Here is a 19,974-nt window from a genome sequence, read left to right on the forward strand (position 1 = left end):
GTCCGCTTATTCGTTAGGTGGACACGATACTCCCAAGAGCTTTACCCCAACTCAAGACGGGTTGCCCGGCCGCTTACGATGACGTCGCCGACGTTGGTGATTGCGATGACCTTGCTATTCGGAAGATGCCAGCGACTCGTGAAACTACTGAGTGAGTGTGTGACCGAATCGGTTGAACTGAGGAGGTGAGCTTATATTCGCGATAATGTCGGGGATATTAGCTTGCTGATTCCAGCGGCTGCCGAGCTGATTGGGCAGCGCGCTGGGCTTTGTTTTTACGAGAAATTCAATCTCAGCGAGCGTTGTCAGTCGCGTGGCGATGGAGCCTGGCGATAGAGTCTTTCACTTCATTTAGCGTTCCTACGGCGAAAGTGCACTTGTAGCTAAATTTTTGCCCGGCAGAAATATCTTTTTCGCGGAAAACACAGTTAATTTTCTGTGTATTTGAATAAGTGAAAGTCCCATATCCGCGCTTGTCTTGAGGCAACTTTTCGGAGAAGACGCCTATGGCACTACTTCCATCCTCTGTAGCAAGAATTACCGGTTGTGACTGTTCGCCAAAGAAATTAGTGGGTGAGATATCGCCGGTATCTGGATTAAATACATAGCGTTTTGAGAAGTTGACCGGGGTGTAGACGGTTGCTGCTTCGAACGTACCGAATCTATGTGCTTCCGGTACTACGTAAGTTACTCGATCGACCACGACATTAGGAACAACTGGCGTTCCTATGGAAATGCGTTTATCGAGAATGTAGCCGCCACGGATGTGTGTGTTTACGGCTCGAGTTACCGCTGGATAATCACCGTCTCCACACTTGCGCTTGTAATTGTATCCAGGTGGTAGCCAGAATGCCATATCGGCTTTAGTGGCAATCCAATCACTGCCCACTTCTGCCGCAATCACCTTGGTGCTCGTCGTTGAAAGTTTTTTGTCTGCTGAACTGCCTGCCTCAGTGGGATTGAAGCACTCTCCTAGTCGATCGAACGAGGCAGCGCTCTGAAGCTCGCGGCCATGATCCCATGTGTCCACATACTGTACTCCTCGAAAAATCAGCGACGAGACAGCTCCGCCAAATCGTGCGGATGTTTCTACGCGAATTGTGGAATCTTCAACGCGTTTTTCGATAACTCCGTCTCCCAGCGCTGCAAATACATGCGTAGACGTCGCAAAAAGTATGGGAATGGCTAAAAATTTCAATGAATTGGACATGGTTTTTATTCCAAATAGTGTTGTATATAAATCATGTGCTCGAAGTAAAGATCATGGAAGTCATGGGTATAAAGTAATCGAAAAAATCATGATTTCCATATCTGATCTAGGATTTATTTATTCGTGATTCTATCGTTTAAGTTTGCACTGTGGCTGCTATGCTATGTAGTCGAGCGAGCATAAGATCCAAGTCTTGGTGTGTGCACGGCAATGCGTCTTTGCGTTCCAGTATGTCATCCGGTACGACCGCCTCTGCTGACCATGTAGCCACGATTTCGTCATATTGATCGTGAAGTGTGGTGTTGGTCCGATCTAGGCCGCTAATGCACAGCAGACCCGTAGGAAACGCGTCCAATAATATCAGCGAAAGATCGGGGCGGTGCCGCTGCAAAGTCACCAGTAATTTCCATACGTCGCCCGTCCAGGAGCGAGTGCGGCGATCCCGCGCGGCCTGGGCTGGATGGCAGGGAAGAATGTCGTCAATTACCACCAAGGTTTGCTCTCCGGCATAGCGCTCGATATTGATGAAGTCACGCAATGCGTACTCGAACAAATGCATGCCATCGATGAAGGCCATGCCAACAGGTTCTTTGAGAAGGCTCGATGCAAAGTCAGAAAAGAATTCATCGCTGGTTGCGCGGACGAGTTGCACTTGCGCCGACAACGCTGTCGTAAGCATAGGCATGGGATCTACGCCTATTGCCGGGCAGCCTGCGAAAGCCATGCTCTCTCCTTTATGAACCCCAATTTCCAAGTAGTTCTTGGGTTTCAATAGTTGATGAATGTGTTTGAGGACGGCGTATTTGTTCGTCCCCCCGCGTAACACCTCCTCCTCAGGATGGCCTTCCGGAAAGCGTTGTACTTGCCGATACGCCTGATCCAAGCGGTCGTAGTAGACCTGCTCCATTTGCTTCCCATCCACGGCAGCCAATTGTTGCCAGTAGCGGATGGCGTTGTCGAAGTCACCGCTACGCTGGGCGCTCTCAGCGGCGGCGATTAGTAACGGCGCGGAATCGGGCGTGTGCACCAAACCGGCTTTTATCCAATCTGGCAGATGCCAAGGGGCTACCGATTCGTTAAGTGGAGTGACAGGCGGCAAACCGAGACGGCGGGTTTCGTTGTCGGCACGAACGCGTGCCCAAATGTCGCTGTCGCCGCTCAATGGCGCCAGGCGCAGAGATTGTTGGAAACAGATCCACGATTCTTGCTGATGCCCGGCGAGCGCATGCACTCTAGCCAAGGAGTTGAAGGCACCGGACAACAGGACAGACAGAACCAGCCGAGGAGGGCAGTCCGCGGCTAGGCGTTGCAATATCGTGCGGGCTTTATCGGCTTCGTTGCGTTGTAAGAGCGCCGCGCATTGCAAGAGCGCATGAGGGCCGGTGCTGGTCGACGTTTCATCTTCGATAGAAAATTCCGATAGCAGCTGATCCCAATGCCCCGACACCCAGTGCGACCACATTGAATTTGGCTCAAACCGGTCCGTTTCCATAGCTGGGCCCTTCCTATATCTTGGCTTGCAGTTTGAGAAATTCACGAATGATTTCGATTTGGGCTTCGGCCTTCTCGATCTCCGCACGCAACAACAAATTACTTCGGTCTGCCTCACTTAGGCGGCGTTGAAGTTGATGTACTTGCTGTTCGCTTGCCTTGAGTTTTGTTTGTCGCTCAGTTGCTAGCTGTTCGGCCTTTGCGCGAGTGCCTGTAAGCACGTTCTTTTCTCTCGACCATTCATCCCGTGCAACGCGCAACTCGTCAGCCAATTTGGCGGCCTGTTCCCGTGAGACTTTCAATTCCTCAGACGTCTTTTGTGCGCTAGTTTTGGCAAGATCTAGGGCCTGTGTAAACTTCGTGCGCTCTTGAGTCCAGTCATTTTGGGCCGTTTGCAACTCATGTGTTGATTTTTCTTTATCTTGCTGCGAAATTTTCAGTTCTTCCGCCATTTTCTGGATGCGGGATCGTGCCTCATCCAGATTGCGAGTCAGTTCTCCACGCTCTTTGGCCCAGTCATCCTTGACCGTTTGTAATTGTGCGATTGATTTCGCTTTCTCTTGTTGGGAGGCCTTTAGATCATCGACACTCTTCTGAGTTTCAGTTCGTGCCTCATCTACGCGTTTTGTCAATTCCACGCGCTCTTTGGTCCAATCGTCTTTGATTGTCTGTAATTGTGCGATTGCTTTTGATTTTTCTAGTTGTGATGCCTTTAGTTCTTCTGCATTCTTCTGAGCTTCAACTCGGGATTCATTCAACCGCTTTTCCAATTCCACGCGCTCTTTGGTCCACTCATCTTTGATGGATTTTAATTGCGCGATCGATTCCGCTTTCTCTTGCCGAGAAGCCTTCAGTTCTTCTTCATTTTTTTTAACTTCTGCTCGTGCCTCATTCAGTTGTTTTGTCAACTCCATGAGTTCTTTGGCCCAGCTATTTTTAGCGGCTCGAAGCTGCTCTATTGACTTCTCTGCTTCTTGACGCGAAATGCTCGATTCATCAGTTGTTTTTCGGATTTCGGCCCGTGACTCTTCATGTCTCCGTGCGAACTCCGCGCGTTCATCGGCCAAACTATCTTGAACCGCTCGCAGTCGCTCGATCGATTTCGCTTTTTCTTCTTGCGAAATCTTCAATTCTTCAATCGCTTTCTGAGCGTTGATCTCTGCTTCATCCAGCGAGCGTTTCAGTTCCGCGCGCTCTTTCGCCCAATCATTTTGAGATACGCGCAACTGCTCGGTTGAGCTCGACGCATGTTGCTGGATAGTGTCCAGCTTTTCAATCATTTCCTGAGCATTTCGCGTGTATAGAGCATGCGCGAGTGCCGGGTGACGCTCGGGTTCGAGGTGAACGCGAACTAATCCAGCTTTGCGCATCAACGTATCCACTGCATCATGACCCGATAACGGTATATCGTGCTTATACTGATCCGTCGTCACGCGCACCAAGGCCAAGTCCAGTGTGCTCAAGAATTTTTCGCTCCCTTGCAACAGTTCGGAAGCCGGCAGGCAATCCAGCAATAGCCAGTTAGCTTTCAAGCCTGCTTCTTCTTGCAGAGCATCGAGAGTGATAGCTTCCTGCGTTACAGTTCGTTCGGTGGCAAGGTTCGGCCAGAATTCACGTAACAGTTCGGGGTTGACCAGACCGCTTTCGGCCGGATTGCTTGCTTCATAGAAAGTCACTTGGCCCTGGCGTTCTGACAACACTTCCTGGCGAGGTATCCAGCCAGAAAGTTTATCTGATAGTTTGGAAGTCGAATCCGCATGCAGCTGGCGCCGTAAATGACGATACTGTCGCTCATCACCTTCAACGAGGCACACCGAGTTGACATGTCGAGTCTTTAGCCATCGGACCCACGAACTATTGCCCGTACCTGCACCCGCCAATAGCACTCCGTGCGGCGGAAAGATAGCAAGCAGTACGTCCAGCCAAGCAAATAAGGCCGGCGTAGAAGACGAGAGAGGTCGTTGAAATTCGCTCATTGTTCCTCCTTCCCTTGTCGTAGAAATTCTCTCCGTGCGCGAAGTAAAGCAAATGGCAACAGGGGCCAACCCAACGGCGAGCGACCATATTTCACAAGTGCAACACCCACGTAATACGAAAGGTGTTGTTTGACACGCTGAGCTTCCTCAGCGTCGACGTATTCACGCAGAGGGGGTAATTTGCTACTCGGATTCACTAGTTGTTCGTCTCGGAAAGCCCTCATTTCACGTGATATGGCCGCGGGCATTCCTAGCCAGCCGCCCAGCGTCGCTGAACGCTGAACTACTACATTCCCTAGACGGTAGTTAAGCTGGCGACGCACTCGGTCTCCTGCTCCCGAGGGGCCTGGTGGCGTGGGAGGCGGAAGCATGTTCTTAATGAGTTCAATCTCATATTTTAATGCTTGATTTTCGCTTGTGATGCGCTTGTTGGTAATGTAATGCTGCTCTAATTCTTCTTGAATTTGATTCAGCTGGGACAGTAGTAAGTCGTTCTCTTCTCGGAGATCGGCATTTAACTTCACATGTGCTTCTGTTAGTCCCTCAGCTTGCTGCAAAATTCGCTGTGTCTCAGTCTGTGTTTCCGTGACTTCATTCGCAACACGTTCATAATCATTTCGAATAGTAGTAATCTCGTGCTTGAGGTCGGCGTTGTTGTCTGAGAGTTTTTGATTTTCGTTCTTGATACTCTGATGTTCAGAGTGATAACGTTCGAGCTCTTCTTGAACTTGCTGAAGTTGATGGAGCAGCAAATCGTTTTCAGCTCGAGCCTCGGCGTCTCTTTTGATATGCGTGTCTGTCAGTGCCAGAGTTTGTTGTGAAAGTCGCTGTGTTTCGGTGCGCGTTTGATTCAACTCGTTCTCGACACGTTCGTACTCTGCTCGAACGGACAAAATTTCGCGGCTGAGATTTGCATTTTCTCTGGAAAGCTTATGATTTTCGTCTTTGATATTTTTATTTTCTAAGTAATGGCGCTCCAGCTCTTCCTGGACTTGACGCAAATGCTGAAGCAAGAGATCACTTGCTGCTTGAGATTCGACATCTCGCTTGGTATGCGAGTCAGTTAGCGCTAGGGTTTGCTGCAGAAGCCGTTGTGCCTCGGTACGAGTTCGAGTGAATTCATTTTCGACGCGCTGATATTCATCTTGGGTGTTGAGAATTTCACGCTTCAGGTTTGTGTTCTCGTTAGAAAGCTTTTGATTCTCACTCTTGATACTCTGATTTTCCGAGTGATAGCTCTCCAGTTCTCGCTGAATCTGATGCAATTGACGGAGCAACAGATCGCTTTCGGCTCGAACTTCGACGTCTCGTTTAGTATGCGCGTCGGTCAGTGCCAGGGCCTGTTGAGAAAGCCGCTGCGCCTCGGTGCGGGTCTGGGCAAGATCAACCTCGATACGCTCGTACTCATGTTGTACGCGCTGAAACAGCATAGTAAGAAACGCACGTTGCCGCGTCAGAGCTGTCCATGCGGCCAAAGCGTCGTTATTGCGATCTGTGGGGACCTCCAAAGGGATATTGGAGGCGGACTGCAGTTCGGCATAAAGTTGCAAGGCTGAAGGGTGATCGGCAAGTACTGCATCTACGAGGTAGAACTCCGCACTCTTCACATCCAGAACTTGATGGGCGATTGCGGCTTCAACACCGGCGGCCGTGAGTGTGCGAGCAACGACAGGGGGAGCAGTAAATTGTGTGAGTCGTTCAGGAGATGCTTTGCCAATCTGATCAGACGGCAATACAAGCGACTCATCAAGCAATGGTTGTAATTGCTGTACATACCGATCGGCGGTACGAGTCGTTTGGCCGGCATGCACGAGGAGGCAACGCTCAGGATGCCGCAGGTAAAAGCGCAGTAACGCTCCGTTGACGGCGGCCCAATTATTCAAGACATTGCTTAAAAGCTGCTCGGTGATCGGGGTAATAGGCAGCTTTCCATCGACTGGTTGGTTTTTCGCAGCGGCCTCTGCAGCTTCTATGAGTGCGCGGTGAGGCTCGTCATACACGAACACGAAGCCAAGCTGCGGATCCAACGAGAGCCAATAATCCAGTGCAAAAATCGTTTTTGGATCTGCCCATCCCCACAGTGACTGCTCCAAGTTACCAAGTACCAAATCCAGCGCCATGCCGTGCCATACCGAACCCGCTTCGATTTGGTTAATGTCTTCTTCTGTTGTTGCGGTATCCAGTGATGGAACTTTGTACGCCTTGCACAGTGTGGCGGTGATATCTGTTGGCAGCATGCCTTCGCGTCGCGATGGTCGCGGCTCGGCCATACCGCACTGATGCAGCAACGCTTCAACTTCACGATACCCCGAGGCCGGGTGCCCAACGATGGCGATCTTATTCATCTTTATTCGAAAAAGCAGTGGAACGTATAGTTCGAGTCCAGAGAGGTGTTGCACCCCCAAATACCACTAGAGCCTACGGTATTCATGTGGTGCTCTTGTGCTCTCCTGCGTTGAGCCTCCAGTTTAACAAGCGGGAGAGAGTGCTTTGAGAAACACGAGCCTCGACTTTTGGATCTGGAGGAATTAGATTGGAGAGGTAATTAATTTGCTCTAATGTGCTTCCCGAGAATCGAGTCGCTAGTAGACATTCCTCATCATTGCGATCGTGATGCATGAAGTAGCGCTTGTGTTTGATGCGCCCTTCTTTGGACGCACTGCCGCGACGACTTTTTCCTAGAAGAAATTCCTCTAGCGATTTTGTCGCGTAGTGATTAACTCTGGCGCCGCTCCATACCACAATGTCGCTTAATCCGCTCCCGTGCTGATTGTGAGGGATAAGATCAATGCCGAGAGTATTCACATAGCGTCCGGAATTGAGATTTACATGATGTGGGTTGTAAAAATCTATTCCTCTCTCTGGTCTTACTATGGTTTTGTAATGATGATGAACCTTGAAATCTAATTTTGCGCGACGAACAAACCGATCAATTACGAGGCCGTCTTCCAAGAAAACTGCCCCGGCTGAGCCGAAGTTGGCCCAATTCAGAGCAAGGGCAGATACATGAGGGTCGGAAAATATCTTCTCAAGTAGTGGCTTGATGGTTGTGGCGTCGTCTGTAGGCATTAGGAACTCGTCAGCATCGATAAACGCAAGAACATCACAATTCTTCCGCGCCATACCCAGCAACTCAGAGTAGGCAGGCAACTGCGGCCGCTGGCCCGGTAGCGTGTGAACGTCGATAAGCGTGACAATTCCTGCAGTGCTTAGAGACGCCAAAAGTTCACGTGTACCGTCCGTACTGTCGTTGTCTGCAATAAAAAAATGGTCCACACCTATCACTCGGTGATAGGCGATCCATTCCAGCAAGTCATTGATTTCGTCTTTGACGATAGCCGCGAGACCTAGGTTCAACATGCTCCGCCACCTATTTCCGGAGTAATGGATAAAGTTTCGCAGTAAAACATCTTGCTTGAAGTCTGTATGTAAAGCGAGAAAAATTAGTCTTGGCCAAACAGATCTCTTGTGTAGACTTTCTCGGCGACATCTTCCAGCGCAGCAGCAACACGATTACTGATAATCACATCCGATTCCGCCTTGAACGCTTCAAGATCCTCGACGACTCGCGAATGGAAGAACTCCGATTCCTTCAGTGCGGGCTCGTACACGATGACCTCAACGCCCTTCGCCTTGATCCGCTTCATCACGCCCTGAATACTTGACGCCCGGAAGTTGTCGGACCCGCTCTTCATGATGAGGCGATAGATCCCAACGACCTTCGGCTTGCGACGCAGCACGTCTTCGGCAATGAAGTCCTTGCGCGTCGTATTGGACGCCACGATCGCCTGAATCAGGTTCTGCGGCACGGCCTTGTAGTTGGCGAGGAGCTGCTTGGTGTCCTTGGGCAGGCAGTATCCACCGTAGCCGAACGACGGATTGTTGTAATGACTGCCAATCCGCGGATCAAGACAAACCCCGTCGACGATCTGCCGCGTATCCAGCCCATGCGTTGCCGCGTAAGTGTCGAGTTCGTTGAAGTACGACACCCGCATCGCGAGGTAGGTATTCGCGAAGAGCTTGATGGCTTCCGCTTCCGTCGAGTCGGTAAAAAGAACCGAGATGTCCTTCTTGATCGCGCCTTCCTGAAGCAGCTCGGCGAACACCCCGGCTCGCTCCGATTGCTCGCCGACGATGATCCGCGACGGATGCAGGTTATCGTGCAGCGCGCGGCCTTCGCGCAGGAATTCAGGGGAGAAGATCACGTTATCGCAATCCAGCTCCTGTCGAACTTTCGCCGTGTATCCGACCGGCACCGTCGACTTGATCACCATCACCGCACGCGGATTGATCGCCTTCACGTCCCTGATCACGGCTTCGATCGAGCGCGTATTGAAGTAGTTGGTCTCCGGATCGTAGTCCGTCGGCGTGGCGATGATGACGTAGTCCGCTCCCTCATAGGCGTCGTGTTTGTCCAGCGTCGCACGGAAGTTCAGGCGCTTGTTCGCGAGATAATCCTCGATCTCGGTATCGATGATCGGAGACTGCTTGCGATTGAGCATCTCCACCTTCTCGGGAACGATGTCCAGCGCGACGACTTCGTGGTGCTGAGCAAGCAGGATACCGTTGGAAAGCCCGACATAGCCGGTGCCGGCGATAGCGATTTTCATGAGTCGTTGATTGATTTGGAATTGGAATGGACCGCGTACTCGATGTACCGGGACTATCGTTTCTCGAGCAACCCCTTCATTGCCTGCACGGTCTGGTCGATCTGCGCTTCACTATGCGTGCAAGCGATGAAAAACCTCAACCGCGCCGACTGCTCCGGCACCGCCGGATAAAGAATGGGCTGCACATTGATTCCTTGTTCGAACAGGGCGTCCGACCACTTGGTCGCCCGTAGCGAGCTGCCGAGAATCGCCGGAACGACAGCAATCCCCGCGCTGCTGCCCGTATCGATTCCCGCTGCCTTGGCCTGCGCAAGAAAGTACTGTCCGCGCGCCTGAAGCGTGGCCACGCGCTCAGGCAATTCCAGCATGCGCCGCAGCGCTGCGAGCGAAGCGGCCGCGACCGGCGGCGGCATCCCCACGCTATACAGGAACCCGGGCGCCAGAAATTTCAAATGCTCGATGAGCGCCGTCTCGCCGGCGATATAGCCACCACAGCCGGCCAGCGATTTGCTCAGCGTGCCCATCCAGATGTCGACGGCATCGCCGGCAAGGCCGAAGTGCTCGCGAATCCCGCGCCCGGTCTTGCCCATCACGCCCAGCGAATGGGCCTCGTCCACCATCAGGAACGCCCGGTGACGGCGCTTGATGTCGACGAAGCGCGGCAGGTCGGGGTAGTCGCCGTCCATGCTGTAGATGCCTTCCAGCACGATCAGCACGCGCTCGAACTGATGCCGCTGTTCCGTCAGCAGCCGCTCGAGCGCATCGGCGTCGTTGTGCGCGAACGAAAAGCGCTTCGCCCCCGACAACTGGATCCCCTGCAGCACGCTGTTGTGGATCAGTTCGTCATGAATGACGAGATCGCGCGGGCCGAACAGGTAGCCGATCGTCGTCACGTTGGCCGCATGGCCGCTCACGAACGTGATGGCGTCGTCCACTCCGTACAACTCGGCGAGCGCTCGTTCGAGCTCGCGGTGGATCGGCCGTTCGCCGGACACCAGGCGGCTCGCGGAAACCGACGTGCCGTAGCGGTCGATCGCATCCTTCGCGGCTTGCGAGACGACGGGGTCGCCCGACATGTCGAGGTAGTTGTAACTGGCGTAGTTGACGTATGTATGACCGCCGATGCAGGTTTGCGCACCGGCCGTCCCTTCATGCAGCTTGAAGAACGGGCTGCGCAAGCCAAGGCGCGCCGCGCCGTCGCTCATGATGCGCAACTGCCGATAGCCCGGATACTGGTCGAAGCGCGTGTAGGCTTCCGGCACGGAAGCTGCCGTTCTGCGGCCCGCCGCCGGCGCGGCGGCGGGCTGCTCGCGCCCGGCTTCACGCAGCTTGCGCTCGAGCGCCTGCTGGATGAGCTTGTTCTTCAGGGCCGAGGTGAGGCCCGGCAGTCCGGTGGTTTTGGTCTTGCTCATGTCGCGCTTATCGGATCATGCGTTCCGGCTTGTGGCCGGCTTCTTGTGCAGCCTTGATTTCGTCGGTGAACTCGGCGATCGCTTCGCTGGAAACATCCTGGGTATGCTGGGCCACGACATGTGCCACCTGCTGGGCAACGGTGTCGGGCTCGGCCGGCTCTTCGCCGCGCAGCACCTCGATCAACCGCGTGGCCAGCTTGGTCATGGTAGGGCTCTCGGAGAGCGCCATCACGGGCAGCCGGACGCCGAAGCGGCTTTCAAGCGCCACCACGAGCTCCACACCCATCAGCGAATCGAGGCCCATATCGTAAACCGAACGATCGGGGTCGATCTTGTCCGCGGGCACGCGCAGGATCTCGCTGACTTCGTGCTTGATCATGTCGACCACGGCCGGGTGCAGTTCCTCGTCGTTTAGCGTGGCCAGCAACTCGGCGACGTCGTCGCTGCCGTCCTCGTCCTGATGCGACGTTGCCGCGTCGCGCGCGACCCAGGCGAACATGGGCGTCTGCGCGCTCGGCAGGAAGCGCGACAGCGCACGCCAGTCCAGTTCCAGCACGCCGAGGTCGCCGACGCCGCCCAGCAGCATGTCTTCCAGCGCATCGAGCGCCGTCGCGGCGGGCAGGGCGCTGCCGCCCATGCGGTTTTGCAGCGCGTCCTTGACCTTCTGGTTGCGCGCGAGGAAGCCGGCATCGGCAATCGCGCCCCAGCGCGGGCTGGTCGCGGGAAGCCCGCGTGCGCGCCGCAGGCGGGCCAGTGCTTCGAGCCAGCCGTTGGCGGCCACGTAGTTCGATTGCCCCGGGTTGCCGAACAGCGTCGTGCCCGACGAGTGGAACACGAAGAAGTCGAGCGGCCGCGCGCACGTGAGTTCGTCGAGATGCAGTGCGCCGATGATCTTGGGCGCCATCACGCGTTCGATTTGCGCGGCGGTTGCACCACGCACGAGCCCGTCGTCGATGACCATCGCGGCGTGCACGATGCCGCGCAGCGGCGGCATGTGCGCGTCGACGTGCGCGAGCAGCGCGGCGAGCGCCGCGCGATCGGTGACGTCGCACGCGGCGGCATGCACGTCCACGCCGCGTTCTCGCAGCGCGGCGATCGCTTCCTTTGCCTCGTCCGACGCGGGGCCGCTTCGGCTCGCGAGCACGAGGTGGCGCGCGCCCTTGTCGGCCAGCCATTGCGCGGTGCGCAGGCCGAAGCCGGACAGGCCGCCGGTGACGAGATAGCTCGCCTCGTCGCGCAAACGCAGTTCGTCCGCGGGGGCGGCGGTTTGTGCCGCCGCGCTTGCCTGCAGGCCGCGACGATAGGTCACGACGATCTTGCCGATCTGGCGTGCCTGTTGCATATGGCGGAACGCGTCGACGATATCGTTTGCGTCGAAGGCGTGATAAGGGAGCGGACGGAGCACGCCCTCCTCGAACAGCGCCATCATCTCGCCGTACAGGCGTCGCGTCAGATCCGGGCGCTTCGACATCAGCTGGTCGGCGTCGATGCCGAAGTAGCTGATGTTGTTGCGGAACGGACGCAGGCCGATGCGCGTGTTTTCGTAGAAGTCGCGTTTGCCGAGTTCCAGGAAGCGGCCGAACGGCTTGAGCGCGCGCAGGTTGCGGTTGATGGCTTCGCCCGCGAGCGAGTTGAGCACGACGTCGACGCCTTCGCCATCGGTCGCGGCGAGGATCTCGTCGGCGAACTCGAGCGAGCGCGAATCGTAGATGTGCTTCACGCCCATCAGGCGCAGGAAGTCGCGTTTCTCGTCCGAGCCCGCGCTCGCGTGAATCTCCGCGCCGATCCATTGTGCGAACTGGATCGCGGCGATGCCGACGCCGCCGGCCGCGCCGTGGATCAGCACGCGCTCGCCGGGTTCGAGCCGGGCGAGGTGATGGAACGCGTAGTAGACGGTGAAGAACGTGCTCGGAATGGTGGCCGCGGCTTCGAACGACAGGCTGCGCGGAATGTGCGACAGCGCGCTCGACTGCGTGACGACGCGGTTGCCGAAGCTGGCCGGCCCGAAGCCGACGACGGCGTCGCCCGGTTTGTATCCGGTGACCTTGCGGCCGACGCGCTCGACGACGCCCGAGAATTCGAGCCCGAGCGTCGGTCCGGCAAAGCCGTTTTCGATCGCTTCGTCGGACAGCAGGCCCAGCGTGTACATCACGTCACGGAAATTCAGGCCGGTGGCTTCGACGCGGATCTGCAGCTCGTCCTCGCGCACGTCGGGCAGCGTATGGGCTTCCCAGCGCAGGTTGCGCAACTGGCCGGGCACTTCGAAGCCGAGACGCATCGCGGTATCGGTCGCGGAAGCGGGCGTCGCCGGCGCTGTGGAATGCGGGCGCGGATTCTTGCGCAGGCGCGGCGCATAGCGCTCGCCCGCTGCGCCGAGCGCGATTTCCTGTTCACCGTCCGGCCACAACAGTTCGCGCGCGAGCGCGTCGAGCGGCACCGGTTCGGTCTGCGGCAGGTCGACGAGGCGAACGTCGAATCCGGCGGCCTCGTTGATCATCGTGCGGCCGTACAGCCACAGCGAAGCGTCGTTCAGCGTCGCGTAGCGGCTGGTCGGTGCGCTCGGCAGGAACGGCGCGGCGCCGGCCGTCAGCAGCCACATCGTGGTCTTCAGGCCCGCGCGTTCGCACGCCGATGCGAGCCCGGCGGCCAGCGCGCAGCGCTGCACCTGGGCCTGCAGCAGGCGTTGCGGATCGTCGCCGTCGGCGAGGTTCGCGCCGTATGCGAGACCGGCGAGATGCACGATGCCGCGAATTTCGCCGAGCTCGGCTTGCGCGCGCTGGATTACCGCATCCAGCTGCTCGGGTGTGACGTCGGTCTCGACGCGCACCGGCAGGCGGCGACGGCTCGATAGATGGGCGGCGAGCTTGCGCGCGGGGCCGGATTCGCCGGCCGTGTGCGCATCCGAGAGAATCAGCCAGCCGCCTTGAGGGGGTTGCGGCTGCGCGACGGCGGCTGCTTCCACGGGCAGGCCGGCCGCGAGCAGATAGGGGCCGCACGCGCTTTCCGGCGCGAGTTCCAGCGGCTCGTCACATTCCAGGCCGAGTTGCGCCAGTTCGGTTTGCCAGTAGGCGGCCGTGCGTTGCGGCGAGACCGGCGTGCCGTCGGCGCGCTTGGCCCACCACGCGGCATTGCCGCCGAAGATGAAGTCCATCCATGCGGCCGGCTGCGTGCCCCACAGCAGCAGCGTGCCGCCGGGCTTGAGGCGGTTCGCGCCGTATTGCAGCGCCAGCCGGGCCGCATCCAGGTTGCCGAAGTCGCAATGGAAGACGATCAGGTCGGCGTCGCGGCTCGGGCTTGTCGCGCTTGGGTCGATCCGCTGGATCGACAGCTCCGGGCAATGCTCGCGCAGGCGTTCCGCGTGTTCGAGCGCCGCGTCTTCGGAGCTGGCGTAGCTGAAGTCGGCAACCGCGAAATCGAGATGGCGGCACAGGTCGGCAGCCACGCGTGATGCACCGGCGCCGATTTCCAGAATGCCGAGGCGCTGGTCGGGCGCGCGGGCAACGAGTGCCTTCTCGAGGTGCGCGCTGAGCGTGTCGGAGAGCCGCTGGTTCGCTTCGTCGCCCAGCACGTAGTGCGCGAGCTCCACGGGTGTGACGTCGCGCGGGCAGACGTTGGCCCACGCGGTTTCACCGCTGAGCAGGGCCGGCAGGTGCAGGCCAACGCGGCCGGTTGCGTGAACCAGCGTGAAGTAGTCGGGGTATTCGCGCAGCAGGCTGTTCCAGATGTCGCTGGTGCTGGCGCCGTCGTCTTGCGGCACATCGATCTGCCAGTCCTGCGAATCCGGCAGCCGGTGCGCGCTACGGCCGAGTGCCCAGTCGAGCAGCGGGGCGGCATGCGGTGCGGCATCGCGACAGGCGGCGAGCGCGGCGGCGTCCAGCCGGCCGTCGGTCGACAGCGTCAACAGCGCTTCGGCGGCATAGCGGTCGCACAGCGTTTCCAGCAGCGGATCGACTTCCTGCGCATAGCGTTCGAGCAGACCGTCGGTCGCGATGGAGCGGACCGCAGCGCGCAGCGCGGGCTGCAGCGCGTTGCGTCGCAGCGCGGTGTTCGCGGGCTGCTGGCTCTGCGGATGCGGGCTCGGCGTGGCGGCGTAATCGAGGAACGAGAGCGGCTCGCTGTGCGCCTTCGCCAGGCGCACGCTGCGAAAGCGTGCTTCGCTGACGGCTGCGATCTGCTGCCCGTGTTCGTCGAAGATAGCGAATTCGGCGGTGAGCGAATGCGGCGCCCGCTTCAGCAGGCGCGCGTGCACGCGATGCGGCGTGCCTTGCCCGGCGCGCCAGCGCAGCCGGCCGATACGGGTCGGCACGAACGCGATGCCTTGTCCCAGCGAGGGATCATCCTTCAGCATCTGGATGATGAGCTGGAACGTGCAGTCGAGCAGGGCGGGGTGCAGCAGGCTGTGGGGCAGGCTGTCGGCCAGCGCTTGCGGCGCGTGCAGCACGGCCACCACGCTTTGCGGCGATTCGATCCAGCCGTGCGACACGGCCTGGAAGGCCGGACCGTAGTCGAGTTCGGCCGCGCGTGTCAGCGCGAGGTGCGTAGCGCCGGTGAAGTCGGGCTCGCGCTCGGGCAGTGCGGGCGCGGTTTCGGCCAGTTGCTGTGCGTTCGCGCCCGCCAGCAGGCGGCCGCTGGCGTGCTCGGTCCACGGATCGGTGCTGCCGACCTGCTTGCTGCGCAGCCTGAAGCGGCCATCGCCTTCGTCGAGCGACAGGCGGGTGATCTTGCTCGGCGCGGCGGACAGCAGCAGCGGCGCATAAATCTCCAGTTCCTCGATGTCCGCGTGGTCGCCGGGGTGCCATTGAAGCGCGGCGGCGAGCGCGATTTCCGCGAAGCCGGAGCCCGGGAAGACGGTCGCGTGACCGACGACGTGGTCGGCGAGCCACGGCTGGAGCAGCGTATCGAGCTGGTTTTCCCATGCAGGCTGGGTCTGCTGGGTCATCTTGTAGCCGAGCAGCGGGTGAACGCGACGGCGGCCGAGCTGGTTCAGCGACTCGGTGGTGACCGGGTGCCAGTAACGCTCGCGTTGCCACGCGTACGAGGGCAGTTTGGCGCGGGCCGCGTCGCTCGGGAAGAACCGCGTCCAGTCGATCGGCGCACCGCTGATCAGCGTTTGCGCGACGGCTGCCTCCACGCGCTCGGGCGCGTCGTCGGTGCGGCGGCCGGTCGGGATGCAGTGGCCGGTCTTGCCGTGCTGCTTGAGCGTTTCGTTGACGTAGTTGCGCAGCACGGGCGCCGGGCCGACTTCGATCAGCACGTTGCTGCCTTGCGTGACGAGACTGTCGAGCGCCTGCTCGAAGCGCACCGGCACGCGAATGTTGCGCCACCAGTAGTCGGCATCGAGCGCGGTGCCGTCGAGCTCGGCGCCGGCCACGGTCGAGAAGAACGGCACGCTCGCGCGCTGCGGCCGGATATGGGCCAGCGCCTGCTTGAGCGGGGCTTCGATCGAATCCATCGCGCTGCTGTGGAACGCGTAATCGAGGTCGAGCTGCTTGTAGAACACGCGGCGCTCGGCGAGCACCTGGCCGACCTGCTCCAGCGCGTGCGGTGCGCCGGCCAGCGTGGCGCCCTTGGCGCTGTTGTAGCCGGCGACACACAGCACGTTCTGCAGGCCGAGTTCGTCGAGCAGCGCGGCGGTGGCGACGCCGTCGATGCCGACGGCCGCCATGCGTCCCTTGCCCTTCGTGAGCCCTTGCTGCTGGCTGCGGTGATAGATGACCGCGACGGCATCGGCGAGCGAGAGCGCGCCGCACGCCCACGCGGCGGCGACTTCGCCGACGCTGTGTCCGACGACGGCGGTGGGCCGCACGCCTTGCTCGGCGAGCATGCGCGTCACGCCGACCTGCAGCGCGAACAGTGCTGGCTGCGCGATTTCTGTGCGCTCGTAGATGCCGTCCTGCGCGTCGCGTTCGAACAGCGCGTTGAGCGACCAGTCGGCGAGCTCGGCGAACAGGCGATCGATTTCGACGATCGTCTGCTTGAAGACCGGATGCGCGAGCAGCTTGCAGCCCATCCCCGCCCATTGCGAGCCGTTGCCGGAATATACGAAGACCGGGCCTTGCGCGTCGCGCACGCCGACGCCTTCGTGGATCGACGGGTTCGCCGCATCGTCGGCGCCAAGCTGCTCGAGCAACTGCGCGACATGTTCGCTGTCGGTGCCGAACACGACCGCGCGCTTTTCGTGCCAGTCGCGACGCAGCGCGGCTTCATGCGCGACGTCGTACAGCGCCGGCGCGTCCGGGCCGCGCAGCGTATCGGCGAGCTTGCGGGCGTTGGCCTGCAGTGCCGCGCTGCTGCGGCCGGTGACGATCATCGGCACGGCGGCCGTCGTTGCCGCTGCCGCGCGCGTATCCGGCGTGCCGGCCGCTTCGGCGGGCGTTTGCAGGATCACGTGCGCGTTGGCGCCGCCGAAACCGAACGAATTGACGCCGATGGTCAGCGTGCCCGTTTCGCGCAGCGGATACGGTTTGGTCAGGACTTCGATGTTCCAGTCGTCGAAGCGGATATTCGGATTGAATTCCTTGATGCCGATCGTGCCCGGCACCACGCGATGCTGGAGGCTGTAGATCGCCTTGACGAGCCCGGCGACGCCGGATGCCGCTTCGAGGTGGCCGAGGTTGCTCTTGACCGACCCGATCGGCAGCGGCGCATCGGCGGCGCGGTGCTGGCCGAGCGCCTGCCCGATCGCGCGGGTTTCGATCGGATCGCCGACCGGCGTGCCGGTGCCGTGGGCTTCCAGGTAGTCGATCGCGCTCGGCGGAATGCCGGCCTGCTCGTAGACCTGGCGCATCAGCGCGGTCTGGGCGTCCACGCTCGGCACGGTCAGGCCGGACTTGCGGCCGTCGGTGTTCACCGCGGTGCCGGCCACGACGGCGAGGATGCGGTCGCCATCGGCCACGGCCTGGTCGTAGTCCTTCAGCAGGAACAGGCCGCCGCCTTCCGAGCGCACGTAGCCGTCGCCGGACGCGTCGAAGGCCTTGCAGCGCCCGTTGGGCGACAGCATCGACGCCTTCGAGAACGTGATGAAGCCGTACGGATGCAGGTGCAGGCTGACGCCGCCCGCGATTGCGTGGCTGATTTCGCCGTTGGCGATCGCGCGGCAGGCGAGGTGGAAGGCCACCATCGCCGACGAGCACGCGGTATCGACGGCCAGGCTCGGGCCGCGCAGGTCGAAGACGTAGGACAGGCGGTTGGCCGCGATGCTGGCCGTATTGCCGGTCGCCATGGACGCATCGACCGTCGCGAGGTCGTCTGCCATCCGGTACGAATAGTCGGCGCTGGCGATGCCGACGAACACGCCGCAGTCGCTGCCGCGCAGCGACGAAGGCTTGATGCCGGCGCTTTCGATGCTTTCCCAGCCCAGTTCCAGCAACAGTCGTTGCTGCGGGTCCATCAGTGCGGCTTCGCGTGGCGAAATGCCGAAGAAATCCGCATCGAAACCAGAGACGTCGCCGATCGAACCCGCAGCGAACGTGTAGGCGGTACCCGGATGGTCCTTGGCTGGATGCAGATATGCGTCTTTCGACCATCTGCCGGCTTCGACTTCGGTGACGCAGTCCTTGCCGTTGAGCAGGTCGTTCCAGTAGTGACGACTATCTGTTCCAGGAAATCGAAACGCCAATCCGACTAAAGCGACGCATTTGCTCATGTGCTTGTATCTTTCTTACTGGCTGACTGCGTGATTTCCCTGTTATTGCATGCGAAAAGCAAAGCGGCCCGGGGGGTGTACGGCAGATGGGAGAGGAGATTGACCATGCCCGCCAGCTTTGGACATGGACGCGACCCGCGATTTTATCTCGAAAATTATGTTTCACCCTAGAACGTCTCGAAATTTGCGGACCGGTCGAACGCGGTACGGCGGCGCAGCTTCGGTTGAGGGGGCGGATCGCGGCGGGGATGTAAACAGTCCTAATCAATATCTCGTTATTGCTTCCAGCCAGTTGCGAAAACGGGGCTCGTCGAACGCGCGTTTGATACGTGATCGCATGGAGTGAGGAATATTTTGCAGCAAGAGAGATGGTCGCGTTGCCGGGGCGGGTATTTTTTGCCGGTTGGCGGTGCGATGGAGCCGATGGATGGTGCGCCGGCGCTGAATTTTGCGGCGTAACGCGCATTTGAATCGGAATGCTGTGCGCGGATATTCCCGGGGGGGCAACGCTGCAACCGGAATGTCCGGAATATGAGTTCCGTAATAATGCGAAATAATCCGCCAGCCGTGATTCAGCGAGAAGCGGCTGGCGGTACGCTTTAAATCTCTTTCATGCAGAGTTCGAGCGCGGTTTCCCAATCCGGGGCGCCGAGGCCAAAGTGCTCGGCCAGTTTCGCATTCGACATGCGGGAATTGGCCGGGCGCGCCGCGGGCGTCGGATAAGCGCTGGCAGGAATTGGCGTCACCGACGGCTTCTTCGGGAGATTCGACAGGCGGAAGATCGCTTCCGCGAATCCGTGCCACGACGTCGAGCCGCCCGCGCACAGGTGATAGACGCCGGAATGCGTGCGCCACCATTCGTCCCGGCCGGCCGTGCCTGCCCCGATGGCCTGCGCGGCGACGTTCGCGCTCAGCGCGGCGATCGTCTTGGACCACGTGGGTGCGCCGATCTGGTCGGCGACGATCTTCAGCTCGTCGCGCTCGGCGCCCAGGCGCAGCATGGTCAGCAGGAAGTTCTTGCCGCGCGTGCCGTACACCCAGCTCGTGCGGAAGATCAGGTGCGCGCATCCCGATGCCGCGATCGCCTGTTCGCCGGCGAGCTTGGTTTCGCCATAGACGTTTTGCGGATCGACGGGATCGTCCTCGACATACGCGCCATCCTTCGTGCCCGCAAACACGTAGTCCGTCGAGAAATGAATCAGCGCCGCGCCGATGCGCGCGGCTTCTTCGGCGAGTACCGCGGGCGCTTCCGCATTCAGGCGCGTCGCCAGCGCGACGTCGGTCTGCGCCTGGTCCACGGCCGTATAGGCGGCCGGGTTGACGATCAGGTCCGGCTTGACCTCGCGCACTACATCGCGCACCTGATCGAGATTCGACAGGTCGAGCCGGCTGCGATCCAGTGCGACGACCTTGCCGAGACCCTGCAGGCTGCGCGCGAGCTCGAACCCGACCTGGCCGTTGATGCCGGTGAGCAGGATGGTCCGCTGTTCAGGGGATTGCATGGCGCCGCTCATTCGTAGCACTCGGCTTCGACGAGTCGCTTGCCCGCCGCATCCTTCGCCGCCAGCACCGGCTCGCCGTCGAACGGCCATTGAATGCCGATCTCCGGATCGTTCCACAGCAGGCTGCG

General features: G+C 59.5%; 9 protein-coding genes and 1 pseudogene. All 10 read right to left on the bottom strand.

Annotation, left to right across the window (positions count from 1 at the left end; genetic code table 11):
- Window positions 1–292: 292 nt before the first annotated feature.
- Window positions 293–1,210 carry a hypothetical protein gene (locus DIE13_RS31550; protein WP_124830898.1) on the bottom strand — a complete coding sequence of 306 codons (918 nt, stop codon included), beginning with the start codon at window positions 1,208–1,210 and terminating at the stop codon, window positions 293–295.
- Between the two features lie 136 nt (window positions 1,211–1,346).
- Window positions 1,347–2,702 (bottom strand): class I SAM-dependent methyltransferase, encoded by a 1,356-nt coding sequence (locus DIE13_RS31555; RefSeq protein WP_124830899.1) that lies wholly within the window; start codon window positions 2,700–2,702, stop codon window positions 1,347–1,349.
- Between the two features lie 13 nt (window positions 2,703–2,715).
- Window positions 2,716–4,677: a hypothetical protein gene (locus DIE13_RS31560; RefSeq protein ID WP_124830900.1), complete on the bottom strand. Its 1,962-nt coding sequence runs from the start codon at window positions 4,675–4,677 to the stop codon at window positions 2,716–2,718.
- Window positions 4,674–7,022, bottom strand: a complete 2,349-nt coding sequence (locus DIE13_RS31565) for a hypothetical protein (protein ID WP_124830901.1) — start codon at window positions 7,020–7,022, stop codon at window positions 4,674–4,676. Before DIE13_RS31565 ends, DIE13_RS31560 begins: the two co-directional genes overlap by 4 nt.
- 82 nt (window positions 7,023–7,104) lie before the next feature.
- Window positions 7,105–8,037 (bottom strand): glycosyltransferase family 92 protein, encoded by a 933-nt coding sequence (locus DIE13_RS31570; protein WP_124830902.1) that lies wholly within the window; start codon window positions 8,035–8,037, stop codon window positions 7,105–7,107.
- 83 nt (window positions 8,038–8,120) lie between these two features.
- Window positions 8,121–9,287: a nucleotide sugar dehydrogenase gene (locus DIE13_RS31575; RefSeq protein WP_124830903.1), complete on the bottom strand. Its 1,167-nt coding sequence runs from the start codon at window positions 9,285–9,287 to the stop codon at window positions 8,121–8,123.
- Window positions 9,288–9,340: 53 nt separating this feature from the next.
- Window positions 9,341–10,699, bottom strand: coding sequence for an aminotransferase class I/II-fold pyridoxal phosphate-dependent enzyme (locus tag DIE13_RS31580; protein WP_124830904.1), 1,359 nt, complete (start codon window positions 10,697–10,699; stop codon window positions 9,341–9,343).
- A 7-nt stretch (window positions 10,700–10,706) separates the two neighbouring features.
- Window positions 10,707–18,344, bottom strand: coding sequence for a type I polyketide synthase (locus DIE13_RS31585; RefSeq protein ID WP_124830905.1), 7,638 nt, complete (start codon window positions 18,342–18,344; stop codon window positions 10,707–10,709).
- A 599-nt stretch (window positions 18,345–18,943) separates the two neighbouring features.
- On the bottom strand, window positions 18,944–19,846 hold the full coding sequence (gene rfbD / locus DIE13_RS31590; protein ID WP_124830906.1) for a dTDP-4-dehydrorhamnose reductase: 903 nt from the start codon (window positions 19,844–19,846) through the stop codon (window positions 18,944–18,946).
- An 8-nt stretch (window positions 19,847–19,854) separates the two neighbouring features.
- Window positions 19,855–19,974: pseudogene (locus DIE13_RS31595) on the bottom strand (dTDP-4-dehydrorhamnose 3,5-epimerase family protein); the annotation flags it as partial.

Source organism: Burkholderia sp. Bp9016, assembly GCF_003857765.1.
Lineage (GTDB): Bacteria > Pseudomonadota > Gammaproteobacteria > Burkholderiales > Burkholderiaceae > Burkholderia.